Origin of the sequence: Brevundimonas sp., assembly GCF_046295595.1 — a bacterium.
Classification (GTDB): domain Bacteria; phylum Pseudomonadota; class Alphaproteobacteria; order Caulobacterales; family Caulobacteraceae; genus Brevundimonas.
This window is the reverse complement of the sequence record NZ_JBKBMX010000014.1, coordinates 14,661-35,619: the sequence shown is the minus strand read 5'-3', so window position 1 is coordinate 35,619 and position 20,959 is coordinate 14,661. Positions and strand designations below refer to the sequence as shown.

The following is a 20,959-nucleotide window of genomic DNA, read 5'->3' as shown; positions in this document are numbered from 1 at the left end:
GTCTTGTAGATCAATCCGTAAGCGGAGCTAAAAGCCGGTGGAGCAGCGCGGCGGCGAAGGTCGACAGGGTGTCGTCGCGGGCCCCCATGACGACAATGCGGTCGCCGGGGCGGGCCAGGGCGATGAGGCGGTCACCGCAGGCCTCGCGGGTCGGCAGGGCCTCGGCGCGGCGACCCGCGGCGCGGACGCCGGCGGCGATGTCCTCGCTGCCGACGCCGCGGTCGGTCGTGCCGCCGTAATAGACCGGCTCGGGCATCAGCAGGATGTCGTCCTCGCGCAGCAGGCCGGCGAAGCCGTCGATGAATTCGTCCTTCATCAACCGCAGCGGGCCGAAGCCGTGCGGCTGGAACAGGATCAGCAGCCGGCCGTCGAAGGCGTGCAGGGTCTTGAGGGTGGCGGCGATCTTGTCGGGGTTGTGGGCGAAGTCGTCGAGGACGGTGACGCCGTTGGCGGTCCCGACCACCTCCATCCGTCGGCGGATGCCGGAGAAGGTCTCCAGCGCTACGACGGCCTGAACGAGCGGCACGCCGAGGGCGCGGACGGCGCCGAGGGCGGCGAGGGCGTTGGCGACGTTGTGGGCGCCGGGGACATTGAGGGTGACGGTGAGCGTCGGTCCGCGGGCCTCGGTCAGGGTGAAGGCCATGCCGGTGGGACGGGGGTCGAGATCGTGGGCGTTGAGCGTGGCGGCCTCCTCGCCGAGGGCGAAGGTGACGACCCGCTCCGGCGGCAGGGACTGGGCGAGGGCGGCGGTCTCGGGGTTGTCGAGGTTGAGCACGGCGGTGGTCGAGCGGGCGGTGAAGCCGCCGAACAGGTCGCGCAGCTCCTCCATCGACTTGTGGTCGAGCGAGATGTTGGAGACCACGGCCACGGTCGGGTCGTAACGGGCGATGGAGCCGTCGGACTCGTCGACCTCTGCGACGAACAGGTCCGGGCCGCCGATCAGGGCGCTGGCGAAGGGGTGCTTCGCATCCGCAAAATTCTTCATCACCGCGCCGTTCATGACGGTGGGCTCGCGGCCGGCCTGATGCAGAATCCAAGCGATCATGCCGGTGATCGTCGACTTGCCGCTGGTGCCGGCGACGCCGACCGAGGTCGGGGCGGCGTTGAATATCTGGCTGAGCAGCTCGGGGCGGGTGACGATGCGGGCGCCGGCGCGTTTCGCGGCGCCGATATCGGGGACCGTGTCCTCGATGGCCCCGGTGGCGACGACGATCTGGCTGGGGCGGGTGACGCCGGAGCCGTCCTGCGGATGGAGGGTGACGCCGTGGGCCTCGAGCCAGGCGAATTTCTCGGGCGTCCGGCCCTGATCGCGCGAGCGGTCGGAGCCCTCGATGCGGCCGCCCCCCGACGCCTTGAGCTGCGCCTGCACGATCATGGCGAGAGGCAGCATGCCCGAGCCGCCGATGCCGCAGAAGAAATAGTCGTCTTGATTCATGAGGGCGAAACCGGGGAATGTCCGGCGGCCTGACTAGCACGGTCGGACGGGGAGGCCAGCGGCCAGATGAAGATCGGCATCGTCAACGCCAGTTCGCGCTTCGACCGGGAGCGGGCCGACGCTGTCCATGCGTGGTTCGGGGCCAACGTGCCCGACGGCTCGATCAAGGTCGTGTTCCACCCGGCGAGCTTCGGCAAGCACGGGCATTTCGGCGGCGACGACGCCAGCCGGGCGGCGGCCTTCATCGAATACGCCAACGACCCGCGGCTGGACGCGGTGTGGTTCGCGCGCGGCGGATATGGTTCCTGCCGCATCGCCGAGGCGGTGCTGCCGCAACTCACCGATGTGGCGCGCAGGAAGCGGTATCTCGGCTATTCCGACGCCGGTACGCTGTTGGCGGGTCTGTACAAGGCGGGCTTCGCGCATGTCGCCCATGGGCCGATGGCCTCGGACGCGGTGCGCAGCGACGCGACCGCCTGGCGAGCGCTGAACTGGCTGAAGCGCGGCGACCCGGCGTCATGGGAGCCGTCCTTGCACGAGGATACTCGTCCGGCGGTCGCCTTCAATCTGAGCATCCTGGACGCCCTGGTCGGAACGGCGCTGGAGCCGGACCTGACAGGCCATGTGCTGATGCTGGAGGACGTGTCGGAGCCGCTGTACCGCGTCGACCGGATGATGTTCCACCTGACGGGCCAGGCTTCGATCCGCAAGGTGGCGGGCATCCGGCTGGGGCGGGTATCGAACATCGTCGAGAACGATCCGGACTTCGGCCTGACGCCGGAAGAGATCGTCCGATATTGGTGCCAGCGGTCGGGCATTGCCTATCTGGGCGCCGCCGACATCGGTCACGACCGCGAAAACAAGGTGGTGCCGTTCGGGGCTCGTTAGTCCGCGACAGCGGCGACGCTAGCGCAGGGACGCCGGCCACGCCATGTTCGCGGCGTATGAACCGCCGCAATCTCCTTTTCCGCGCCGCAGGACTGGCCGCCGTCGTCGGCGGGGCCTGGTGGGCGCGCGAGACCCTGTTCTGGCCGGCGCCGGATATGGCCTTCGCCGGGGGCGGCGCGACGCCGTGGCTGCCGTATGCGCGGCGGGCCGGCGTGCCGACCGTGAAGGTGCGGGTCGAAGGCCGCGAGGTCATCGCCCTGATCGACACGGGGGCCCAGTATTCCGTCATCGACCGGGGCCTGGTCGAGGCCCTGCCGGAGCAGCAGCGCTCGCTGTTCGACATGCCGCTGGTCGCCTATGGCGTGGGCGGCGGGACGCAGATGGGCCGCGGCACGACCGTCGATGTCGAGTTGCCAGGCCTGGCCATCGGCAAGCTGCGGGCCGCGATCCTCGATCTTGGGCCGCTGGCCTCGGCGGAGGGGCTGAACACGCCGTTGATCCTTGGCCGTGACGTGCTGGAGCATCTGGTGCTGGCGCTGGATCCGGCTCGGCGCCACGTCCGGTTGATCGCCCGCGAGGCCTTCGTGCGGCCGACGGATCTGGCGCCCGCGGCGGTCGAGCGCTCGGGCGGCGGGTTGATCGCCGAGGTTACGGTCGAGGGCGCGGTCTTGAAAGCGGTGGTCGACACCGGCGCCTCGTCCCTGCTGTCGCTGGACAAGGCGACGGCGCAGGCTGTCGGCCTGCTGGACGGGCGGCCGCAGGAGGTCGGAACCAGTCTGGTGCTGGGCGGGGCAATGCAGGCCGCCATCGTCGAGGCGCGCACCGTGACCTTCGCCAACCACCTGTACCGCCAGGTGTCGGTCGGGGTGTTCGACCAGCCGCCGCTGCCGAATTTCCCGGGCGGGCTGGTCGGGATGGAAGCCTTCGGCGCGCGCCGGGCCGCCTTCGATCTGGGCGCCGGGACCCTGCATGTGTCGCAGCCGCTGGATCTGACGATGGGCTGAGGCCCGGTCAGAGGGCGGCGAAGGTGTCGCAGGCGGCCGGATCGCCGGACTGGTAGCCGCGCTGCAGCCATTCGACGCGCTGGGCCGAGGAGCCGTGGGTGAAGCCGTCCGGCTGCACCTGCCCGCCCTGACGGCGCTGCATGGTGTCGTCGCCGATAGCGGCGGCGGTCTGCATGCCGGCCTCCAGATCGGCGGCGCTGACGGCGACCTCGCCGCCCGAGACGGCGGCGGCGTTGGCGGCCCAGACGCCGGCGTAGCAGTCGGCCTGCAACTCGAGCGCGACGGAATAGCGGTTGGCTTCGGCCTGTCCCGAGGCGCGCTGCTGGGCCTCGCGCACCTGTTGCGAGGCGCCCGTCAGGGTCTGCACGTGGTGGCCGTACTCATGGGCGATCACATAGGCGCGGGCGAAGTCGGCGCCGGAGCCGCCCAGCTGGGTTTCCAGCTGCTGCCAGAACGAGAGATCGAGATACACCTGCTGGTCGGCGGGGCAGTAGAATGGCCCCATGGCGGCCTGACCGAAGCCGCAGCCGGTCGAGGTGCCCTGCTCGTACAGGACGACGGTCGGCGGCTGGTAGCCCTGCAGCTTCGTCTTCCAGACGTCGTCGACGTTGGAGCCGATGACATTGACGAAGTCGCCGGCCTGGTCCTCGGGGCTGCCCTGGACGCCCTGTTCCGCGCTGCCGACGCCGCCCAGCTGGCTGGTGATCTGCTGGGTGGTCTGGGGGTCGATGCCGAAGACGAAATAGCCGATCGCCGCGAGGACGAGGGCCCCGATGCCGATGCCGCCGCCGGCGATGCCGGCGCCGCCCATGCCGCGCCGGTCTTCGATGTTGCCACCGCGTCGTCCGCCCTGCCAGCGCATGATCCGTTCCCTCGTCCCTCGGTTTACAGCCAAGCAGGAACGCGGTCGTCAGGGAAGGGATGCAGGCGGGAGTCTAGTCTGCGGCGCGATCAAGCCAGGCGTCGATCTGCCCGACCCCGGCGGCGGTGGCGCGGCGACGTTCCGTGGCGGATTCCCGAAAGGCGCGTTCCTCTTCCGGCGAGCGCAGGACGCGGTAGGGCGCCGGCTGGAGCGGCTCGGGCTGACGGGCGGTCTCGATCTCGAGCCGGTTGAGGCGGGTTTCGAGCTGGAGCTGGCGCGCGACCGTCTCGCGCTGGTCGGCGCGGGCGCGGAGGCGGTCCATTTCATAGCGGTGCTGGTCCGCCTGATAGCGGTGAAGATTGGCGCCCGGGGCGACATACCAAGGTGCCGCCTGGGCCTGGGCCGAACCGGCGAGGGCGGCGAAGGCCAGGGACAGGGGGATCAGCGCACGGGTCATGATTTCAAGATGGTTCCGGAGGGCCTGTCAGGCAAGCGTCGCCGGGCTGACGCCGACGGCCCGAGCGACCAGACGCGGGTGCGTTTGACGGCCGAGTCCTCCAGCTCGCGCGTGGTCGGCACGGCGTACTCGGCCAGGAGGTCGAGGCCGGATTTCGGGAAATAGGTCCGCAGGGGATCGCCGACGAGGACGCGAACGCCGCGATCGGCCGCTGCGGTCAGCCAGGTCAGCACCCGTTCGGCCATCGGCTTTTCATAGAAGACGTCGCCGGCGCAGATCACCTCGACGTCGGGCGGCGGGAGGTCGAGCAGGTTGGCGTCGGTGAAGGCGAGGACGACCCGGTTGGCCTCGCCGTTCAGCGCCACCGCGGCGGCGCAGAACGGGTCGATGTCGGCGCACAGGACCGAGGCGGCGCCGGCCTTCATGGCGGCCACGCCGACCACGCCCGAGCCGGCGGCGAAGTCGAGCACGCGCCGGCCGGCGACCTCGTACGGATTGTCGAGCAGCCAGCGGGCGAGACCCTGGCCGCCGGCCCAGGCGAAGGCCCAGAACGGCGGCGGCAGGCCGAGTTCGCCCAGTTCCTCCTCGGTCAGCCGCCAGATCGGGGTGATCTCCTCGGCCAGCCACAGCGAAATCTCCGGCGTGTGCGGCACGGGCTGGAGGCGGGTGTTGGCGAGGATGAAGGCGGCGGGGTCGGCGATGCGGGTCATGTTCGGTCTCGCCAGCGGGGCCGCCCGCTACCCGGCTTCGATGAAGGGGCTGGAGAGAAGGTAGCCGGTGGCGAAGGCGATGAAGAGGACCTGGGCGACCAGAACCAGAAAAAGCCAGTGCTGTCTGACGAATGAAATGAGTCGCAAGCCGTGCCTCCGGTCCGAGCGGGGCAGAACCGTCGGAGGCGGAAAAGGTTCACGGCGTCGCGGCGGCCATCTCCCATGTCAGCGAAGCCTGACAAAAAGTCAGGTTGACATGACCAATGCCTGATGTAAGGTAAGCATGACATCACGTCAGGAGGACTTGTCATGTTGAATGTCTGGAAAACCGGAACCGCGGCGCACCGGCGCTATGTCATCCGCACCTTTGCCTTCATGATTCCGTATATGCTGATCTGCATCTCGATGATGGTGACGGACGTCTTCGACGAGGTGATCGGCAGGCCGTCGGGCTGGATCCTGGCCGCGGCGGTGTCGGCGCCGGTGATCGGCCAGCTGTGGGCCACGCTGAGCCTGATCCGGGAGAGCGACGAGTTCGTTCGCGCGGTGACGGCTAAGCAGTTCATCGTCTCGGCCGGCCTGGCCATGGCGCTGGCGACCTTCTGGGGCTTCGCCGAAACCTTCGCGGCGGCCCCGCATCTGCCGGGCTGGCTGGTCTATGCCGCCTTCTGGGGCTTCTTCGGGTGCGTAACCCCGTTCATCCGGGCGTCGAACTGATGAAGAACCGGCTGAAGCTGCTGCGCGTGGAGCGCGGCTGGACCCAGGAACAGCTGGGCCAGGAACTGGGCGTCTCGCGGCAGGCCGTAAACGCGCTGGAGACCGAGAAGCACGACCCGTCGCTGGACCTCGCCTATCGCATCGCCGTGCTGTTCGCGCGGCCGGTGGAAGAGGTTTTCGAGAACCCTCACGCCTGACGTCCGTCAGGTTCACCTTACAAGGAGCAAGACCATGATGTTCATGTCCCGATATGGCGGCGGCCGAACCCTGCGCGCCTTCGCCCTCGCCTCCGCCGTCGCCATCACCGCCGGGGGGATGGTTCTGGCCACCCGGACCGAGGCGGCGCCGGTCGCCGCGGTCCAGAGCGCCTTCGCCTCGGACCGGCTGTCGGTCGAGGTGCTGGGCAGCGGACCCAATGTGATCCTGATCCCCGGCTTCGCCTCGTCGCGGGAGGTGTGGCGGGCCGAGGCGGAGCGGCTGGCGGCGACGCACCGGGTGCATATGGTGCAGCTGGCCGGGTTCGCCGGCGAGCCGTGGACGCATGGGGACGGGCCGTTCATCGCGCCGATGATCGGCGAGCTGGCCCGCTATATCCGCGAGACCGGGCTGGAGCGGCCGGCGGTGATCGGCCATTCGATGGGCGGGCTGACCGGGGTGCTGCTGGCTCAGGGGCATCCGCAACTGGTCGGCAAGGTGATGAGCGTCGACAGCCTGCCGTTCTTCAGCGCCCTGTTCGGGCCGACGGCGACGGCGGAGACCGCCCGGCCGTTCGCCGACCAGGCGGCGGCGGGCATCCTCGCCGCCGACGAGGCCGGCTTCGCCAGCCAGCAGGGGCAGACGGCGATCGGCCTGGCCCGGGATCCGGCCACGCGCGAGGCCATGGTCGAATGGTCGATGGCCTCGGACCGGCAGGCGATGGCGACGGCGATCCGCGAGGTCATGACCACCGACGCCCGCCCCGGACTGGCGGCGATGACCACGCCGGTGTGGGCGGTCTACGCCTCGGACGCCGATGGCGGCGCGCCGGCGGCCATGGCCGACGGGATGTGGGGCCGCGAATATGCGACCCTGCCGGGGGTCAAGCTGGTCCGGGTCGACGGCTCGAGGCATTTCATCATGGCCGACCAGCCGGCGCGGTTCGCGGAGATCGTCGACCAGTTCCTCGCTCCCTAGACTGTCGGCTCCGGCGCCACGGCGACGGCGGGGGCAGCGTCCCCCGCCTTCGTCAATTGTCCGCCGAACTCGCCGGCATAGGCGGCGGCGAGCAGGGAGCGGAAGACGGTTGCGGGAATGGCGATTTCATAGCCGCCCTCGACATAGGGGCCGGCCTGGTAGGGGCCGATCAGGAAGGTCAGGCCGGCCGCCTTGCCTGACGTATCGCCGGGGGTCAGGACAAAGGCGGTGGTGGACACGCGCGGGCAGGCGAACGGCTTGCTGTCGAAGGTCAGCGACCCGCCGCCGGGGACGCGGGCGCGTTTGGCGGTGTTGAGGGCCGAGCACAGGGCCTGGTCGAGGACGGTCAGGTCGGCCCCTTTGCGGAACAGGTCGGCGAGGCCGATCTGGCGCTTGAGCGCCTTGTCCCAGAGGATGCCGCTGGTCAGGGTGTTGGGGTGGGCCCCGCCGGAATAGTCGAACGACGAGCGCTTCAGGCTGAGCAGTTTGGCGGTCTCGCCGGCGGCGGTGATGGTGACGGCGTTCTCGTATTTCGGACGGTCGGTGGCGGCGCCGGCCTCGGTCAGCTCGCCTTGGGCGCCCTCGACGAACTGGCGCAGCTTGCGGACCTCCTCGGCATAGAGGCGGGCGTGCAGGTCGGTCTGCGGCTTGATCGCCTCGGGCAGGGTCAGGCGGACGTCGGCCCAGCGGGTCTTCGACTCATAGTTCATCGGCGCGGCGGCGTCGGCCGGGGTGACGAGGGCGGCGGCGTCGGTCGCGGGGGCCGGTGTTTCCGGCGCCTCGGGCTCGCGGTTGCAGGCAGCGAGGGTCGCGGCCACGGCGGCCGTGAGAAGCAGGAGACGAAGCGGGCGGGCCATGCGGAAGTCCTTCAAAGCGGAAGCGGAACCGAGCCGAGAATGATGGCGAGAAGCAGGATGAGGCCGGCGTCACGATTGGAGCGGAACAGCCGCAGCGCAAGCGCGCCGTCGTCGGGGCGGACGTCGCGGGCCTGGCGGGACAGGTGGGCGGCCCACGGCAGCAGGGCGACGTAGAACAGCGGGCCGAGGCCGGCGGCGAGACCGGCGGCGAGGGTGAGGATGACGGTCAGCAGATAGAAGACGCCGACGCCGCGGCGGACATTGGCGCCGAGGCGGCGGGCCGAGGATTTGACCCCGACCATGGCGTCGTCCTCGAGATCCTGCAGGGCGTAGATGGTGTCGTAGCCGAGGGTCCAGAAGACGGCGCCGAGGTAGAGGAGGAGGGCGGCGGCAGTAAGCCGGCCCGGCTGAAGTACCCATTGGCTGTCGACCCGATAAAGGTCGGAGAAGGCATGGCCCGCATCCATCTGGGCGAGCCATATCCCCAGGCCGAGCCCGCCACTGGCCGCCGCAAAGCCCATCAGGGTCCCCCAGTTGAAGGTCAGGCCGAGCCAGGCCTGGGGCCACCAGGTGATGCGCTTCATGAAGGGGTAGGCGGCGACGAGGGCGAGGGAACCGACGCCGAGCCCGACGGCGGTGAGGTTCAGCGTCAGCAGGATCAGCAGGCTGACGAGGCTGCAGGCGATGACGAAGGCCCAGGCCTGTTTCACCGAGATACGGCCGGAGGGGATGGGGCGCAGGGCGGTGCGGGCGACCCGGGCGTCGATGTCGCGGTCGACGATGTCGTTGAAGGCGCAACCGGCGGCGCGCATCAGACAGGCGCCGAGGGCGAAGCCGAGGAAGAGCCAGACGTCCCAGGCGTCGGGGGTCTGGCGGTACTGGCTGAGCGCGAGGGCGATGCCCTGCCAGCCGGGCAGGAGCAGCAGCCAGATGCCGATCGGGCGGTCGAACCGGCCAAGCCGCAGCCACGGCTTGAGGCCCTCGGGCGCGTGGCGGTCCACCCAGTTCGAACCGGCGTCGGGAAGCGGGGCGGAGGTCATGGTGGAGGTTGTAGGGGGTCCGGCGGCGGGGGTGAAGGGAGGATGGGGATGGGGGGCGAGGGCTACGGTTTCTCCCTCCCCGTCCCGGGGAGGGTGGTCGCGCCAGCGACCGGGCGGGGACGGCTCGAAGACGGGAGCGCGGCCCTGCCGGGCCGCCCCCACCCTGTCGCCGCTATGCGGCGACATCCCTCCCCGGGACGGGGAGGGAGAAGCGGGCATGACTCTTGGCCGCCTGGAAAGCGGTTGGGGAGAGAGCGGGGCGGCCGGGCCTCGCCCGGTGCTGTTTAGTTTTACCGTTTCGACGAGACAGACCGCCCCGCGCAGTCGTTTTCCACACGACCCTCCGGCTGGCGGCCCGCTTTAGGCCTTACCGGATCGGAACGGAGCCATTGCTGGACCCCGCCCGGGTCGGACGTGACCGTACCTGGCGGCATCGGCCCGATCCTCAAGCCGCGCGGCGAGCAAGCAGAGGCCATCCATCGACCTCCGCGAGGACCCCCGGACTCTCCGTCGCCCGGGCTTCATCGCTCGACCACAGCCCGCCGCCATCGAGGAACGTGGATCCGACGCCCTCCCCGTTCGACGGGATGGGAGGCATTGTAAGGGAGGCCCGCCCTAGTACAGCTAAAATGGATCGAGAAAAGGTTAGTGCGTTGAACAGGAACGGGAATATTTTGATAACCAGACTATAGATTCGCGGATTGTAAGCACAGCGTCACGCCGTCCCTCTCCCGTTGGGAGAGGGCTTGAGCGCCCGCGAGCGAAGCGATCGGCTGCGCGAAAGGGTGTGGGTCGGGTGTCGGGGTCGGCGAAGCCGCCTCACCGACGGGAGCGGCGGCTCACGCCGACTGAAGCAGCCGACCCACATCCGACCGGGCTCCGCCCGGCCACCTTCTCCCAATGGGAGAAGGGACGCGTGGCGACGGCGCAGCCCCTGCCCCCCTACGGCCGGCCCACCACGGCGTCGACGGAGCCGGTGGTGACCGGGTGGTAGCCCGGGCGGGCCTGGGCGTAGAGGCGGGTGGCGATGGGGCGGCCCCAGTCGCCCTCGGCCCACAGGCTGGTGAACAGGGGCAGGACGAATTTGCGCCGGCCCATGGTTGTCAGGAAGGTCTCCAGCGTCGGCACGGCCGGCTGATAGCGGTGCTGGACCGCGATCTGCAGCCAGGCGTGGACCAGTTCGGCATTGCCTTCCTCGCGCAGCTTCAGGCCGGCCTCGAGGTCGGCGAGCTGGGCCGGGGTCAGCCAGTCGGCGCCGTCGGCGAGGTCGGCGGGGCGCCAGGCGAGGAAGCGCTGGCGCTCCTGGGTCGACCAGCCGGACCACGGAATGGCCGAGGCCGGACCCTTGTCGGCGAAGAAGGCGCGGGCGGCGGCGTCCACCGGGACGAAGGCGTCGGACACCGGCGGCCGCCAGTTCGACGGCATGCCGGGCTGGTAGATCCAGGCGTCCATCATCAGCTGGTCCTCGAGCGCCTTCGTCGTCACCAGATGGGTGCGGATGTCCTCGAGGAAGCGTTCGGTGGTCATCGGCCGGAAGGCGTTGCGCTCGAAATAGCCCTTGAGCCAGGCGTCGAAGCGCTCGCGGCCGACGATGCGTTCGATGGTGGTCAGGAAGGCGGCGCCCTTCTCATAGGCGATGTCGGTCATGCCCTCGTCCGGGTCGCGGCCGGCGAGGTCGAGCTTGAGCCGGGTGTCGGCCGGCGGCAGGCTGGCGAGGGTGTCCTGCAGACCGCCCCAGCCGAGCGACTGCAGCATCAGCGCCCGCTCGCGGCCGTAGACCGCCTCCATGATGCGGTTCTCGAAATAGACGGTGAAGCCCTCGTTGAGCCAGAAGTCGGCCCAGGTGGCGTTGGTGACGAGGTTGCCGGACCAGCTGTGCGCCAGCTCGTGCGCCACCAGCGAGACCAGCGAACGGTCGCCGGCGATGATGGTCGGGGTGGCGAAGGTCAGGCGCGGATTCTCCATGCCGCCGAACGGGAAGGACGGCGGCAGGACGAGGATGTCGTAGCGGCCCCAGCGATAGGGGCCGTAGAGGCGCTCGGCGACGTCGACCATTTCGGCGGTCGGGACCAGCTCGTCATGGGCGGCGTGCAGCATCGACGGCTCGGTCCAGACGCCGGTGCGTTCGTCGATGGCCTGGAAGGCCACGTCGCCGACGCCGATGGCGATCAGATAGGGCGGCACCGGATTGGGCTCGTTGAAGCGCCAGGCGGTCAGGCCGGGGCCGGCCAGCTCGCCGCCGTCGCCGACGGCCTCGGCGCTCATCACCGGCTTGAGGTCGGAGGGGGCGACGATGCGGGCGTCCCAGGTCTGGCGGATGCCGGGGCTGTCCTGGGTCGGGATCCAGGTGCGGGTCAGGATCGCCTGGCCCTGGCTGAACAGATAGGGCTGTTCCCCGCCGGCGGTCTGGGCCGGGGTCAGCCACTGCAGGGCGGCGGCGTCGGGCCGGGTGGCGTAGCGGACGACGATGCGGCGGCGCTCGCCGGGCGCGAAGGCGGGCACATGGACGGTCAGGGACTGGCCGAGGATCGGGTCCGAGGCGCCGGTCTCGAACCGCAGCGGGGCGCCGGCGGCGTCGGTGACGGACTGGATGTCTAGGTTGCGGACGTCGAGGATGATCTGGTCGGCGCCCGGCTCTGCGGTGACGTCGAGGGCGGCCGCGCCGGACAGGGTCTGCGCCTCGAAATCGGCGGTCAGGTCGAGCGAGACGTGGGTGACGCGGGCGATCTCGGGCCGGGCGTGGGAGTGGATGTCGCGGACGTAATCGACCGGGGCGGTCGCGGTTCCGGTTACGGGCGTGACGGGCATGTCGGCGCCGGGCGTGGTCATGGCGGCGCAGCCTCCGAGGGCGGTCACGAGGGCGAGGGCGGATACGAGGCCGAGCTGGCGGATCATCGGGGCGTCCTTGTGCGGTTGTCGTCAGGACAACGCCCGGGCCGGCCGGAAAGATCAACCCCGGTGACGGGCCGGCGTCAGACCTTGACCGGCGCGGCCTCGAAATGGCGCGCCTTGAACAGCCGGCCATGCTCGGCAACGAGGACGAAGCCGAGGGCGGCGATCCCCATCACCGCCATGCCGAGGGCCATCGGCACCACCGAGCCGTTGAACTGCTGACCGATCAGGAAGCCGAGGGTCGAGCCGGCGGTGGTCGAGATGAAGCCCTGGGCCGAGGAGGCGGTGCCGGCGATATGGCCCATCGGCTCCATCGCCATGGAGCCGAAATTGCCGGCGATCAGGCCGAAGCAGAACATGGTCAGCCCCTGCAGCACGGCGAAGGTCCAGATCGTCTCATGCCCCGACAGGGCGACGGCCGTGTGGATCACGGCCATGGTGATGAAGCCGAGCAGGGCGGCGTGGGAGATCAGCCGCGAGCCGAGCCGCTCGACGAGGCGGGCGTTGAGCAGGGAGGCCACGGCGATGCCGCCGGCGACCAGGGCGAAGACGGTGGTGAACAGCTGCGGCGCCTCGAACACGTCGAAGAAGATCTGCTGGCTGGAGTTGATGAAGCCGAACAGGGCGCCGGTGATGCAGGTCATGGCCAGGGTGTAGCCGATGGCCTGGCGGTGGGTGACGGCCTCGCGGAAGGCCGAGGCGATGCGCCCGACCTGGATCGGCATGCGGTTTTCCGGATGCAGGGTCTCGGGCAGGCGGATCGCGGCCCAGATCATGAAGGCCCCGCCGGCGAGGGCGAGGACGCCGAAGATCCACGGCCATGGGGCCACGGTCAGGACCAGCTGGCCCAGCGTCGGGGCGATAATCGGAATGCCGAGGAAGACGAGGAAGCTGAGCGACATGACCCGGGCCATGGTGCGGCCGCTGTAGCGATCGCGCACGATCGACACGGCGAGGACGCGCAGGGCGGCGGCGCCGAGGCCGGTGCCGACGCGGGCGGCGATCAGCAGTTCGAAGGTCGGGGCGAAGGCGGCGAGGACGCTGAACAGGACATAGAGCGACAGGCCGATCATCAGCACCGGCTTGCGGCCGTAGCGGTCGGCGAGCGGGCCGTAGATCAGCTGGGCCACGCCGAAGCCGAGCAGATAGGCGGTGATGATCCACTGGCGGCTGTTTTCCTCGACCACGCCGAGGGCGTCGCCGATGGCCGGCAGGGCCGGCAGCATGGCGTCGATGGCGAGGGCGTTGAGCGCCATCATCATGGCGATCAGGGCTACGAATTCGGGGAAGCCCGGGCCCTTGACGGCGGGCGCGGCGGGAACAGCGGCGGGGTCAGTCATCGAGGCCAGATGCGGACGCGGACGGCCCGGCGCAACCGCGCGGCCGTGAAATATCGGCGACGAAACGCGAAGTGAGCCGGCGGCGGCGACGAAACGCCACGACGCCCCGGCCCGGGGCGGTGGCTTCAGGCCGTTGCGGCCGGACGGAGCGCCAATCCGAGGTCGGTGGCGGAGAAGGGTTTGACCAGGGTGGCGTCGGCGCCGAGGCCGGCGGCCATCTTCAGCAGCGGCAGGGCGCCGATGCGGCCGCCGCCGCTGACGGCGACGATGCGCAGGTCGGGCCTTATCTTGCGCACCTCGAGGATGAAGTTCAGGCCATCGCGATCCGGCATGAGGATGTCGACGACGGCGGCGTCACAGTGCCGCGCCTTCATTTGCTCAAGCGCGGTCTCGACACTCGCCGCGGTCATGACTCCGAAACCAAGACCTGTGAGCATCTCTTCAAGATGCCGGAGCATCAGGGGATCGTCGTCAATGGCGCAAACTATCAACCGCCCGCCTCCCAGAGGTTGTTTCTCCCGTCAAAGGGTTTCGCAACCTTGAAGGATTCCCGTCAAGCTACGCCATTGGCGTTTCGCATGCTGATCATCGCCGCGGTCCTGCTCGTCCCCCTGGTGGTGGCGGTGACGGGGGCCGAACTGGTCCATGAATTCCGCAGCAACAGGGCGGTCCGGGCCGAGATCGACCGGTCCTACGAAACCCGATCGCAGATCCAGAGCGTCTTCTCCCTGCTGCAGGATGCCGAGACCGGTCAGCGGGGCTATGTGATCACCGGCGACGAGCGCTATCTGCAGCCGTACGACAACGCCACCCGCGAGCTGGACCGCCAGATGCAGACGCTGGCCGGGCGGTTCGAGGGCCGGCCGGAACAGGCCGCGGACTTCGCCCGGCTGAGCGCGCTGGCCGGGCGCAAATTGCAGCTCATGAAGGCCAGCATCGAGGCGCGCGAGACGGAAGGTCTCGAGGCGGGCATGGCGGTGGTGGCCACGGGGCGGGGCAAGATCGTCATGGACGATCTGCGTGTCATCGTGACGCGAATGACCGCCGTCGAGGCGGAGGCCCTCGACGCCTATGCCCGCACGGCCGCGTCCCGGACGACGCGCACGGAGGGCCTGGTCGGCTTTCTGTTCCTGGCGCTGATCGCGGCGATCGGCGCGGCCGCCTTCCTGATCTGGCGCTATATGCGGACGCGTCACCGGATGCTGTCGGAAATCAGCGCGACGGCGGCGCGCCAGAGGGCGATCTTCGACAGCGCGATCGACGGCATCATCACCCTGAATCCGAGCGGCAGCATCGAATCCGTCAACGCCGCCGCCGTGCGGATGTTCGGTCATGACCCCGCCGCGCTGAACCGGCGCGACGTGTCGCTGCTGCTCGACATCGCGCCCGACGGCGACGGCGGCTTCCTCGAACGGCTGGGCGCTTCCCAGGGCGCGCTGGAGGGCGGGCTGGTCCGGCAGATGACCGCGCGCCGCAAGGACGGCGAGACCTTCCCGGTGGATGTCGCCCTGGGCGCCATGACCCTGCCGACCGGGGTGCATATGGTGGCGATCGTGCGCGACATCTCCGAACGGCGCCGCATGGAGCAGTTGAAGGACGAGTTCGTCTCGACCGTCAGCCATGAGCTGCGCACGCCGCTGACGTCGATCGCCGGCTCGCTGGGCCTGCTGGCCGGCGGCGCCGCCGGGGTTCTGCCGGAAAAGGCCGCGCGGCTGATCCAGATCGCCCAGGCCAACAGCCAGCGCCTGGTCCGGCTGATCAACGACATCCTCGATATCGAGAAGATCGAGTCCGGCAATCTGCGGCTGGAGATGGCGCCGCTGGACCTGCGCGACATCGCCCGGCGGTCGGTCGAGGGCGTGCATGGATATGCCGGTCAGCTGGGCGTCGCCCTGACCCTGTCGGACGGCGAACCGGTCCGGGTCCGCGGGGACGCCGACCGCCTGATCCAGGTGGCCACCAACCTTCTGTCAAACGCCCTCAAATTCTCGCCGCGGGGCGGAGAGGTCCGCGTGACGGTTGATCCGGAGACCCGCATCGCGCGGCTCAGCGTGGTCGACGAGGGGCCGGGCATACCGGAGGCGTTCCGCGCCCGGATCTTCTCGAAATTCGCCCAGGCCGACGGCTCGGACACGCGCGTCAAGGGCGGCACCGGCCTGGGCCTGGCCATCGCCCGCGAGATCGCCGAACGGCACGGCGGCCGGCTGTGGTTCGAGTCGGCGGAGGGCCACGGCGCCACCTTCCATCTGGACCTGCCGCTGCTGGCCGAGGCGCCGTCGCCGGTCGAGACGCAAGGGCCCCGCTTGCTGATCGTCGAGGACGACGCCGACGCGGCTGAAGTCCTGCGCGAGATGCTGGAGGGCGATGGCTTCGCGGCCGACGTGGCCTCGACCGCGCGCGAGGCGCTGACGGCGGCGCGGACCGGAGTCTATTCGGCCCTGCTGGTCGATCTGCAGCTGCCCGACGCCGACGGCATCGGCCTGATCCGGGCGTTGCGGGCGCGACCCGCGACCCGGGCGCTGCCGGTGGTGGTCGTCTCGGCCGACACGTCGCGCGGCAAGGCGCGCGGGCGGACTCTGGAGGTCGTGGACTGGCTGGAGAAACCGTTCGACCAGGACCGGCTGCGTCAGGCCGTCGCGGCCGTCTATCAGCGAAACACGGACCAGAGGCCGCGCGTCCTGCACGTCGACGACGACCGCGACATTCTCGAGGTCACGGCCTCGGTTCTGGGAACCAGCGCCGACGTCACGCCGGCCGAAAGCCTGGCCGAGGCCCGCGCCGTGCTGGCCGGGCTGAGACCGGATCTGGTTATTCTGGATCTGGGCCTGCCCGATGGCTCGGGGCTGGAATTGCTGGCCGACCTGGGCGATGAAAAGGGGCGGACCATTCCGGTGATCGTCTATTCCGCCCAGGACATGGACGGGTCCGTCGCCGACCGGGTCGAGGCGGTCCTGACCAAGTCGCGCACGTCGCTGGCCGGGCTGGCCCGGACCGTTCGCCGCCTGACCGACAGCCGCGGAGACAACTGAGCGAATGAAAGTCCTGCACGTCGACGACGAGCCCGATATCCGCGAGGTCGCCGCCTTCGCCCTGGAAATGGACCCCGAAATCTCGGTGCGTTCGGCGGCGTCCGGTCATGACGCCCTTGCCGCGCTGCGCGACGGCTTCGCCCCCGATGTGGTGCTGCTGGATGTCATGATGCCCGAACTGGACGGGCCCGGGACGCTGGCCCGGCTGCGGCAGCTTCCGGATCATTCGGACACGCCGGTGATCTTCATGACGGCGCGGGCCCAGGCCCATGAGCTGGACCGGTTCCTGCAACTGGGCGCCATCGCGGTCATCATCAAACCGTTCGATCCGATGACCCTCAGCCAGCAACTCCGTGATCACATGGCCAGCGCATGACCGACCCCCTTGCCGCCCTGCGGGAACGCTTCCGCGCCCGGACCGTCGCCGACCGCGTCGAGCTGGAGCGGCTGGCCGGTGGCGATCCGACCGGCGAGGATCTGCGACGGCTGGTGCACAATCTGGCCGGAGCGGCCGGCACCTTCGGCTATGGCGCGCTGAGCCAGGCGGCCGCGGAGATCGATGATCAGATGGCCGCCGGACGGCCGGCCGAGGCGGCAAGCCTTGACCGGCTGAAGCAGAAACTGGACGAGGTGGGCGGACCGGCGTCGTAGCGTCGCCGGCGCGAGCGGCCGTCAGGCTCCGGAGCAGCGAGTGAAAGAGCGTGTGTTCGTGGTCGAGGATGACGGCCTCCTGAGGGAGGCGGTGACCCTGATCCTGACCCATGCCGGCTACGACGTGGCGACGACGGCCGTGGGGCGCGGGGCCAAAGATCTGGTGGCGCGGTTCCGGCCGCATCTGGTGCTGCTGGACATCCGCCTGCCGGACATCAGCGGACTGACGGTTCTGGGCGGCCTGCGCGCCGCCGGGCACACGATACCCATCGTCATGATGACCGCAGACCACCGGCCCGATACGGTGCGCGACGTCATGGCCATGGGGGGCAGCGGCTATCTGCTGAAGCCGTTCGAACCGCAGGATCTGATCGCCCGGGTCCGGCTGGCCCTGAAGTCCGCCCGGCGCGTGACCCACCATCTGGACGACTGATCGCCGGAGGCGGCGTCCGGAGGCGCGAACCCGGTCAAGCGGGTCCGGTGGTGCGGGCGGCCCGGGTCGAACCGGCACTCCTTTCGGAACCGGATTTTGAGTGCGGTTCGAAGTGAGCATTTTCAACAGGATGCCAAGTATGCGGCGCTGGCACGGCGTCGCCACTGTCGGCTTGTGAGTTGCTGGGACGCGGCGTTCCTCGCCCGGACGGAGAGGCGAGCGGGACCATGGCGCGACGATTTGACCACGGGGCCTTAAAGCGCTGCTGCTTGCCCAGGGGGGCGAAGCCGTCCAATCAACGCCCTCCGTCGGACCCGGTTGACCGGGTGGCTATTCCGGGCGCCTAACCCCCGGGGATGATCCGACCCGATCCGGCCGCGCCGGAAGCGATGACGGATCGCGCCGGGGTCATGACGTACTGACCTGATCTATGACGACCCCCGAGGTGGCCTGTGGGCCATACGTCGCTACGCGCCGCGTTCTCCTGAAGCTCGACAACCCGGCGCGGGCCCGCCATCCGGGTGATCCGCGATGATGGACCTGAGCGAGTCTGGCCTTCTGGAGATGGCGCAGATCGGGGTCCTGGCGGGCGCGTCCATCGCCTTTCTGACCACGGCCCTGATCACCCGTCGGCCGGGCGCCCCGGCGTTCGCCTTCTTCAGCCTGGCGCTCGGTGTCGCCGCCCTGCGCGAATACGGTCCCGACGCCGCCGAGGGTTGGCGAGCCTATTTGGACAGCCACGCGGCGCGCCGACATCTGGCCGCTGTGTTCATGGCGCCGTTCGTGTTTGTCACCCTGCGCGACCGGGCCTTCGGACTGAGCGCCCACGCCCGGGCCGTCGCCTTCATGGCCCCGGTCATTCTCGTCGGGATCGGGCTGGTCTGGCTTGCGGCGGCGATAGAGGAATGGGGCGGCGCCGTCCCGCTGACTGGGAGCCAGCTAATGCGGCTTCTTCTGGTGGAGGAGGCCCTCGAACTGTTCGCCTACTGTTTGACGGCTGCGGCAGGGCTGTGGGCCTTGCGGCGGGCGCGGCAAGACGTCTCACCCTCCTGGTCGCCGGTCACTGTTCTCCCGGCCTCGCGGCGACGGGGGGCGCGCCTCTTCGGACGGGTGTGAGCCGCAAGCTATTGTGCCTCACTCCGATCCGGGTCATTAGAGCGGCGTTCGTCGGACCCATGTTTCATGGGTGGCTACCCCGGGCGCCTATCCCCCGGGAAACATGAAGCGATAGCTGAGCGGCTAGAGCACAGGTGCGTTGACGAACCGCACGACCTGGTCGTCGCCTTACGGCTTATCTCCATGTCCTGCATCCGCCCGGGGTCCGTCCGTGACCCGGTCACGCGCACGGTCGAGGTGCGCGTGACGCTCTCCCGCCCGTCGAACAAGAAAGCGTCGTCACAGCAGCGACAGGTCCGTCGCCTTCGCGCGGCCGTCCGGCTCCCGTTGCAGCCGGAACGAGAGGCGCTGGCCCATGGTCAGGGCCGACAGCCCTATCTGGCGAGCCTCCGCGAGGTGAACGAACACCTTCGGAAGTCGATCGTCGCGCGCGATCATCGCGAACCGGCCATGGGGCGCCACAAATTTGATCGTCCCCGAAATGCGCGTGTCCGCTTGCCCTTCAGTCTGATCGTCAGCCGGCATCGTCACTCACTCTTGGCTCTTCCCCCGCAAACAGTTGGGGGCAGTCGATCATTCGCTGTCAACAAGATGACGAATATTTTCACTTGCGAATAGTAACTGAGCCCCCTAACTCCGACGGTTCTGTGCTGCTGTCCTGAACGGGACGGTCTAAGCGGAAGTCCTCCCGAATGAACCGGAAGGAAATCCGCGTCGCAGACTCAAAACAACATGAACGCGCCGCTACGGCGAGATCACGATGCTAGAGCATCGTGGGAGAGAACCTGTATGAACTCGCCAGCTTTGCGTCTGGATTTTGGGACGATCCGGGAAACCTGGCTCGGAAACATCAAGGGCGACACCTTGGCCGGCATCGTGGTCGCGCTCGCCCTGATCCCCGAAGCCATTGCGTTTTCGATCATTGCGGGCGTTGACCCGGCGGTCGGTCTTTACGCGTCATTCGTGATCTGCGTGGTCATCGCCTTCGCGGGCGGGCGGCCCGGCATGATCTCGGCGGCGACGGGCGCCATGGCCCTGCTGATGATCACCCTCGTGCGCGAGCACGGCCTGCAATACCTGCTGGCGGCCACGGTCCTGACGGGCATTCTGCAGATCATCGCCGGCTATATCCGGCTCGGCGCCCTGATGCGGTTCGTGTCGAAATCCGTCGTGACGGGCTTCGTCAACGCCCTGGCCATCCTGATCTTCCTGGCCCAGATGCCGGAAGTCACCAACGTCGGATGGCAGACCTACGCCATGGTCGCGGGCGGCCTGGCCATCATCTACATCCTGCCGCGCCTGACCAAGGCCGTCCCGTCGCCACTGGTGGCCATTGTCGTGCTGACGGCCCTGTCCATGGCGATGGGTCTCGACATCCGCACGGTCGGCGACATGGGTCAGTTGCCGGCGACCCTGCCGATGTTCCTGATCCCGGACATTCCGCTGAACTTCGAAACGCTGGCGATCATCTTCCCCTATTCGGTGACGCTGATGCTGGTGGGCCTGCTGGAGTCGCTGATGACCGCCACCATCGTCGATGAGCTGACCGATACGCCGTCCGACAAGAACCGCGAGTGCAAGGGGCAGGGCGTCGCCAACATCGCCGCCGGCTTCTTCGGCGGCATGGCGGGCTGCGCCATGATCGGTCAGTCGGTGATCAACGTGAAATCCGGCGGCCGCGGACGGCTTTCGACCTTGCTGGCCGGCGTCTTCCTGCTCTTCATGATCCTGGTGCTCGGCCCGTGGGTTTCGCAAATCCCGATGGCGGCGCTTGTCGCGGTCATGTTCATGGTCGCGATCGGCACCTTCAACTGGGGTTCGATCAAGAACCTCGTGCAGCATCCGAAGAGCTCCAGCTTCGTCATGCTGGCGACCGTCGTCGTCACCGTCGCGACCCACGACCTGGCCAAGGGCGTGTTCACCGGCGTGCTCCTGTCCGGCATCTTCTTCGCCCAGAAGGTCGCCCGGATCGTCGCCATCACCTCAACCACATCGGCCGACGGTCGCTCGCGTGACTATGACGTCAGGGGCCAGATATTCTTCGCCTCGGCCGACAGCTTCGTCGGCGCCTTCGATTTCAAGGAAGCGATCGACCACGTCCGGATTGACGTCTCACGCGCCCACTTCTGGGATGTGTCGGCCATCGCGGCCCTGGACAAGGTCATCCTCAAATTCCGCCGGGAAGGCACCCAGGTCGAGGTCGACGGTCTGAACGAGGCCAGCCTGACGATGGTCGACAAGTTCGCCATGCACGACAAGCCGGGCGCCCTCGACAGTCTGATGGGGCACTGACGTGAAGCCTGCTTCCCCACACCGTTCGGACCCCCGGCCATCCGCCATGCGGCCCCTCTCAAA

General features: G+C 69.1%; 21 protein-coding genes and 2 other annotated features. Of the genes, 11 read left to right on the top strand and 10 right to left on the bottom strand.

The annotated features are described in order from the left end of the window. Positions 1-10 precede the first annotated feature (10 nt). A complete protein-coding gene (gene murC / locus ACK4JY_RS10420; protein ID WP_409605381.1) occupies positions 11-1,435 on the bottom strand; it encodes a UDP-N-acetylmuramate--L-alanine ligase in 1,425 nt (474 codons plus the stop codon). A 66-nt stretch (positions 1,436-1,501) separates the two neighbouring features. Between murC and ACK4JY_RS10415 the strand changes: the two genes are divergently transcribed. Together ACK4JY_RS10415 and ACK4JY_RS10410 are read left to right on the top strand one after the other, a co-directional pair. After that, positions 1,502-2,323 carry an LD-carboxypeptidase gene (locus ACK4JY_RS10415; RefSeq protein ID WP_409605379.1) on the top strand — a complete coding sequence of 274 codons (822 nt, stop codon included), beginning with the start codon at positions 1,502-1,504 and terminating at the stop codon, positions 2,321-2,323. 56 nt (positions 2,324-2,379) lie between these two features. Next, positions 2,380-3,327, top strand: coding sequence for an aspartyl protease family protein (locus tag ACK4JY_RS10410; RefSeq protein ID WP_409605377.1), 948 nt, complete (start codon positions 2,380-2,382; stop codon positions 3,325-3,327). Between the two features lie 7 nt (positions 3,328-3,334). Here the strand turns inward: ACK4JY_RS10410 and ACK4JY_RS10405 are convergent, their stop codons facing one another. From ACK4JY_RS10405 to ACK4JY_RS10395, 3 genes are all read right to left on the bottom strand, one after another. Next, on the bottom strand, positions 3,335-4,189 hold the full coding sequence (locus ACK4JY_RS10405) for a neutral zinc metallopeptidase (protein WP_409605375.1): 855 nt from the start codon (positions 4,187-4,189) through the stop codon (positions 3,335-3,337). A gap of 73 nt (positions 4,190-4,262) precedes the next feature. Next, positions 4,263-4,646 (bottom strand): hypothetical protein, encoded by a 384-nt coding sequence (locus tag ACK4JY_RS10400; protein WP_409605373.1) that lies wholly within the window; start codon positions 4,644-4,646, stop codon positions 4,263-4,265. After that, positions 4,643-5,356 carry a class I SAM-dependent methyltransferase gene (locus ACK4JY_RS10395; RefSeq protein ID WP_409605371.1) on the bottom strand — a complete coding sequence of 238 codons (714 nt, stop codon included), beginning with the start codon at positions 5,354-5,356 and terminating at the stop codon, positions 4,643-4,645. The genes ACK4JY_RS10400 and ACK4JY_RS10395 overlap by 4 nt, the downstream gene beginning before the upstream one ends. Before the next feature lie 309 nt (positions 5,357-5,665). Here ACK4JY_RS10395 and ACK4JY_RS10390 point away from each other — a divergent pair, with 309 nt between their 5' ends. The 3 genes from ACK4JY_RS10390 to ACK4JY_RS10380 are packed head-to-tail and all read left to right on the top strand — an operon-like array spanning position 5,666 to position 7,246. After that, entirely contained in the window at positions 5,666-6,073 is a 408-nt protein-coding gene (locus ACK4JY_RS10390) for a hypothetical protein (protein ID WP_409605369.1), read from the top strand. Further along, positions 6,073-6,270, top strand: a complete 198-nt coding sequence (locus tag ACK4JY_RS10385) for a helix-turn-helix transcriptional regulator (protein WP_259550578.1) — start codon at positions 6,073-6,075, stop codon at positions 6,268-6,270. The genes ACK4JY_RS10390 and ACK4JY_RS10385 overlap by 1 nt, the downstream gene beginning before the upstream one ends. A gap of 34 nt (positions 6,271-6,304) precedes the next feature. Continuing rightward, the gene (locus ACK4JY_RS10380) at positions 6,305-7,246 is read left to right on the top strand and encodes an alpha/beta fold hydrolase (RefSeq protein WP_409605367.1); all 942 of its coding nucleotides are present in this window, start codon (positions 6,305-6,307) and stop codon (positions 7,244-7,246) included. Here the strand turns inward: ACK4JY_RS10380 and ACK4JY_RS10375 are convergent. From ACK4JY_RS10375 to ACK4JY_RS10355, 5 genes are all read right to left on the bottom strand, one after another. Continuing rightward, positions 7,243-8,103, bottom strand: a complete 861-nt coding sequence (locus ACK4JY_RS10375) for a DUF3298 domain-containing protein (RefSeq protein WP_409605365.1) — start codon at positions 8,101-8,103, stop codon at positions 7,243-7,245. The two genes, ACK4JY_RS10380 and ACK4JY_RS10375, sit on opposite strands and share 4 nt — an antisense overlap. 11 nt (positions 8,104-8,114) lie before the next feature. Further along, on the bottom strand, positions 8,115-9,143 hold the full coding sequence (locus tag ACK4JY_RS10370) for a UbiA family prenyltransferase (protein ID WP_409605363.1): 1,029 nt from the start codon (positions 9,141-9,143) through the stop codon (positions 8,115-8,117). A 942-nt stretch (positions 9,144-10,085) separates the two neighbouring features. Continuing rightward, positions 10,086-12,038, bottom strand: a complete 1,953-nt coding sequence (locus tag ACK4JY_RS10365; RefSeq protein WP_409605361.1) for a M1 family metallopeptidase — start codon at positions 12,036-12,038, stop codon at positions 10,086-10,088. A 77-nt stretch (positions 12,039-12,115) separates the two neighbouring features. After that, the gene (locus ACK4JY_RS10360) at positions 12,116-13,375 is read right to left on the bottom strand and encodes a multidrug effflux MFS transporter (RefSeq protein ID WP_409605359.1); all 1,260 of its coding nucleotides are present in this window, start codon (positions 13,373-13,375) and stop codon (positions 12,116-12,118) included. A gap of 125 nt (positions 13,376-13,500) precedes the next feature. Beyond that, the gene (locus ACK4JY_RS10355; protein ID WP_409605357.1) at positions 13,501-13,866 is read right to left on the bottom strand and encodes a response regulator; all 366 of its coding nucleotides are present in this window, start codon (positions 13,864-13,866) and stop codon (positions 13,501-13,503) included. 87 nt (positions 13,867-13,953) lie between these two features. Between ACK4JY_RS10355 and ACK4JY_RS10350 the strand changes: the two genes are divergently transcribed. The 5 genes from ACK4JY_RS10350 (at position 13,954) to ACK4JY_RS10330 (ending at position 18,604) form a co-directional block, all read left to right on the top strand. Next, the gene (locus ACK4JY_RS10350; RefSeq protein ID WP_409605355.1) at positions 13,954-16,404 is read left to right on the top strand and encodes a CHASE3 domain-containing protein; all 2,451 of its coding nucleotides are present in this window, start codon (positions 13,954-13,956) and stop codon (positions 16,402-16,404) included. Positions 16,405-16,408: 4 nt separating this feature from the next. Beyond that, entirely contained in the window at positions 16,409-16,780 is a 372-nt protein-coding gene (locus ACK4JY_RS10345) for a response regulator (protein WP_409605353.1), read from the top strand. Further along, positions 16,777-17,055, top strand: a complete 279-nt coding sequence (locus ACK4JY_RS10340) for an Hpt domain-containing protein (RefSeq protein ID WP_409605351.1) — start codon at positions 16,777-16,779, stop codon at positions 17,053-17,055. The genes ACK4JY_RS10345 and ACK4JY_RS10340 overlap by 4 nt, the downstream gene beginning before the upstream one ends. Positions 17,056-17,095: 40 nt before the next feature. Next, entirely contained in the window at positions 17,096-17,488 is a 393-nt protein-coding gene (locus ACK4JY_RS10335; protein WP_409605349.1) for a response regulator transcription factor, read from the top strand. A gap of 307 nt (positions 17,489-17,795) precedes the next feature. Beyond that, positions 17,796-17,848: a sequence feature (sul1 is cis-regulatory element that is thought to sense ions involved in sulfur or methionine metabolism; They are found in Alphaproteobacteria), on the top strand. Positions 17,849-18,019: 171 nt separating this feature from the next. Further along, positions 18,020-18,604 carry a hypothetical protein gene (locus ACK4JY_RS10330; RefSeq protein ID WP_409605347.1) on the top strand — a complete coding sequence of 195 codons (585 nt, stop codon included), beginning with the start codon at positions 18,020-18,022 and terminating at the stop codon, positions 18,602-18,604. Between the two features lie 50 nt (positions 18,605-18,654). Then, positions 18,655-18,708: a sequence feature (sul1 is cis-regulatory element that is thought to sense ions involved in sulfur or methionine metabolism; They are found in Alphaproteobacteria), on the top strand. A gap of 175 nt (positions 18,709-18,883) precedes the next feature. Here ACK4JY_RS10330 and ACK4JY_RS10325 read toward each other — a convergent pair. After that, a complete protein-coding gene (locus ACK4JY_RS10325; RefSeq protein WP_409605345.1) occupies positions 18,884-19,129 on the bottom strand; it encodes a cold-shock protein in 246 nt (81 codons plus the stop codon). A 264-nt stretch (positions 19,130-19,393) separates the two neighbouring features. On the opposite strand from ACK4JY_RS10325, the gene ACK4JY_RS10320 reads away from it, so the two are divergent. Beyond that, the gene (locus tag ACK4JY_RS10320) at positions 19,394-20,896 is read left to right on the top strand and encodes a SulP family inorganic anion transporter (protein WP_409605343.1); all 1,503 of its coding nucleotides are present in this window, start codon (positions 19,394-19,396) and stop codon (positions 20,894-20,896) included. Positions 20,897-20,959: the final 63 nt, after the last annotated feature.

Bases quoted from the DNA above. Each gene is read 5' to 3' on its own strand.
- murC (WP_409605381.1), bottom strand. From the start codon at position 1,435: ATGAATCAAGACGACTATTTCTTCTGCGGCATCGGCGGCTCGGGCATG.
- ACK4JY_RS10415 (WP_409605379.1), top strand. From the start codon at position 1,502: ATGAAGATCGGCATCGTCAACGCCAGTTCGCGCTTCGACCGGGAGCGG.
- ACK4JY_RS10410 (WP_409605377.1), top strand. From the start codon at position 2,380: ATGAACCGCCGCAATCTCCTTTTCCGCGCCGCAGGACTGGCCGCCGTC.
- ACK4JY_RS10405 (WP_409605375.1), bottom strand. From the start codon at position 4,189: ATGCGCTGGCAGGGCGGACGACGCGGTGGCAACATCGAAGACCGGCGC.
- ACK4JY_RS10400 (WP_409605373.1), bottom strand. From the start codon at position 4,646: ATGACCCGTGCGCTGATCCCCCTGTCCCTGGCCTTCGCCGCCCTCGCC.
- ACK4JY_RS10395 (WP_409605371.1), bottom strand. From the start codon at position 5,356: ATGACCCGCATCGCCGACCCCGCCGCCTTCATCCTCGCCAACACCCGC.
- ACK4JY_RS10390 (WP_409605369.1), top strand. From the start codon at position 5,666: ATGTTGAATGTCTGGAAAACCGGAACCGCGGCGCACCGGCGCTATGTC.
- ACK4JY_RS10385 (WP_259550578.1), top strand. From the start codon at position 6,073: ATGAAGAACCGGCTGAAGCTGCTGCGCGTGGAGCGCGGCTGGACCCAG.
- ACK4JY_RS10380 (WP_409605367.1), top strand. From the start codon at position 6,305: ATGATGTTCATGTCCCGATATGGCGGCGGCCGAACCCTGCGCGCCTTC.
- ACK4JY_RS10375 (WP_409605365.1), bottom strand. From the start codon at position 8,103: ATGGCCCGCCCGCTTCGTCTCCTGCTTCTCACGGCCGCCGTGGCCGCG.
- ACK4JY_RS10370 (WP_409605363.1), bottom strand. From the start codon at position 9,143: ATGACCTCCGCCCCGCTTCCCGACGCCGGTTCGAACTGGGTGGACCGC.
- ACK4JY_RS10365 (WP_409605361.1), bottom strand. From the start codon at position 12,038: ATGATCCGCCAGCTCGGCCTCGTATCCGCCCTCGCCCTCGTGACCGCC.
- ACK4JY_RS10360 (WP_409605359.1), bottom strand. From the start codon at position 13,375: ATGACTGACCCCGCCGCTGTTCCCGCCGCGCCCGCCGTCAAGGGCCCG.
- ACK4JY_RS10350 (WP_409605355.1), top strand. From the start codon at position 13,954: ATGCTGATCATCGCCGCGGTCCTGCTCGTCCCCCTGGTGGTGGCGGTG.
- ACK4JY_RS10345 (WP_409605353.1), top strand. From the start codon at position 16,409: ATGAAAGTCCTGCACGTCGACGACGAGCCCGATATCCGCGAGGTCGCC.
- ACK4JY_RS10340 (WP_409605351.1), top strand. From the start codon at position 16,777: ATGACCGACCCCCTTGCCGCCCTGCGGGAACGCTTCCGCGCCCGGACC.
- ACK4JY_RS10330 (WP_409605347.1), top strand. From the start codon at position 18,020: ATGATGGACCTGAGCGAGTCTGGCCTTCTGGAGATGGCGCAGATCGGG.
- ACK4JY_RS10325 (WP_409605345.1), bottom strand. From the start codon at position 19,129: ATGCCGGCTGACGATCAGACTGAAGGGCAAGCGGACACGCGCATTTCG.
- ACK4JY_RS10320 (WP_409605343.1), top strand. From the start codon at position 19,394: ATGAACTCGCCAGCTTTGCGTCTGGATTTTGGGACGATCCGGGAAACC.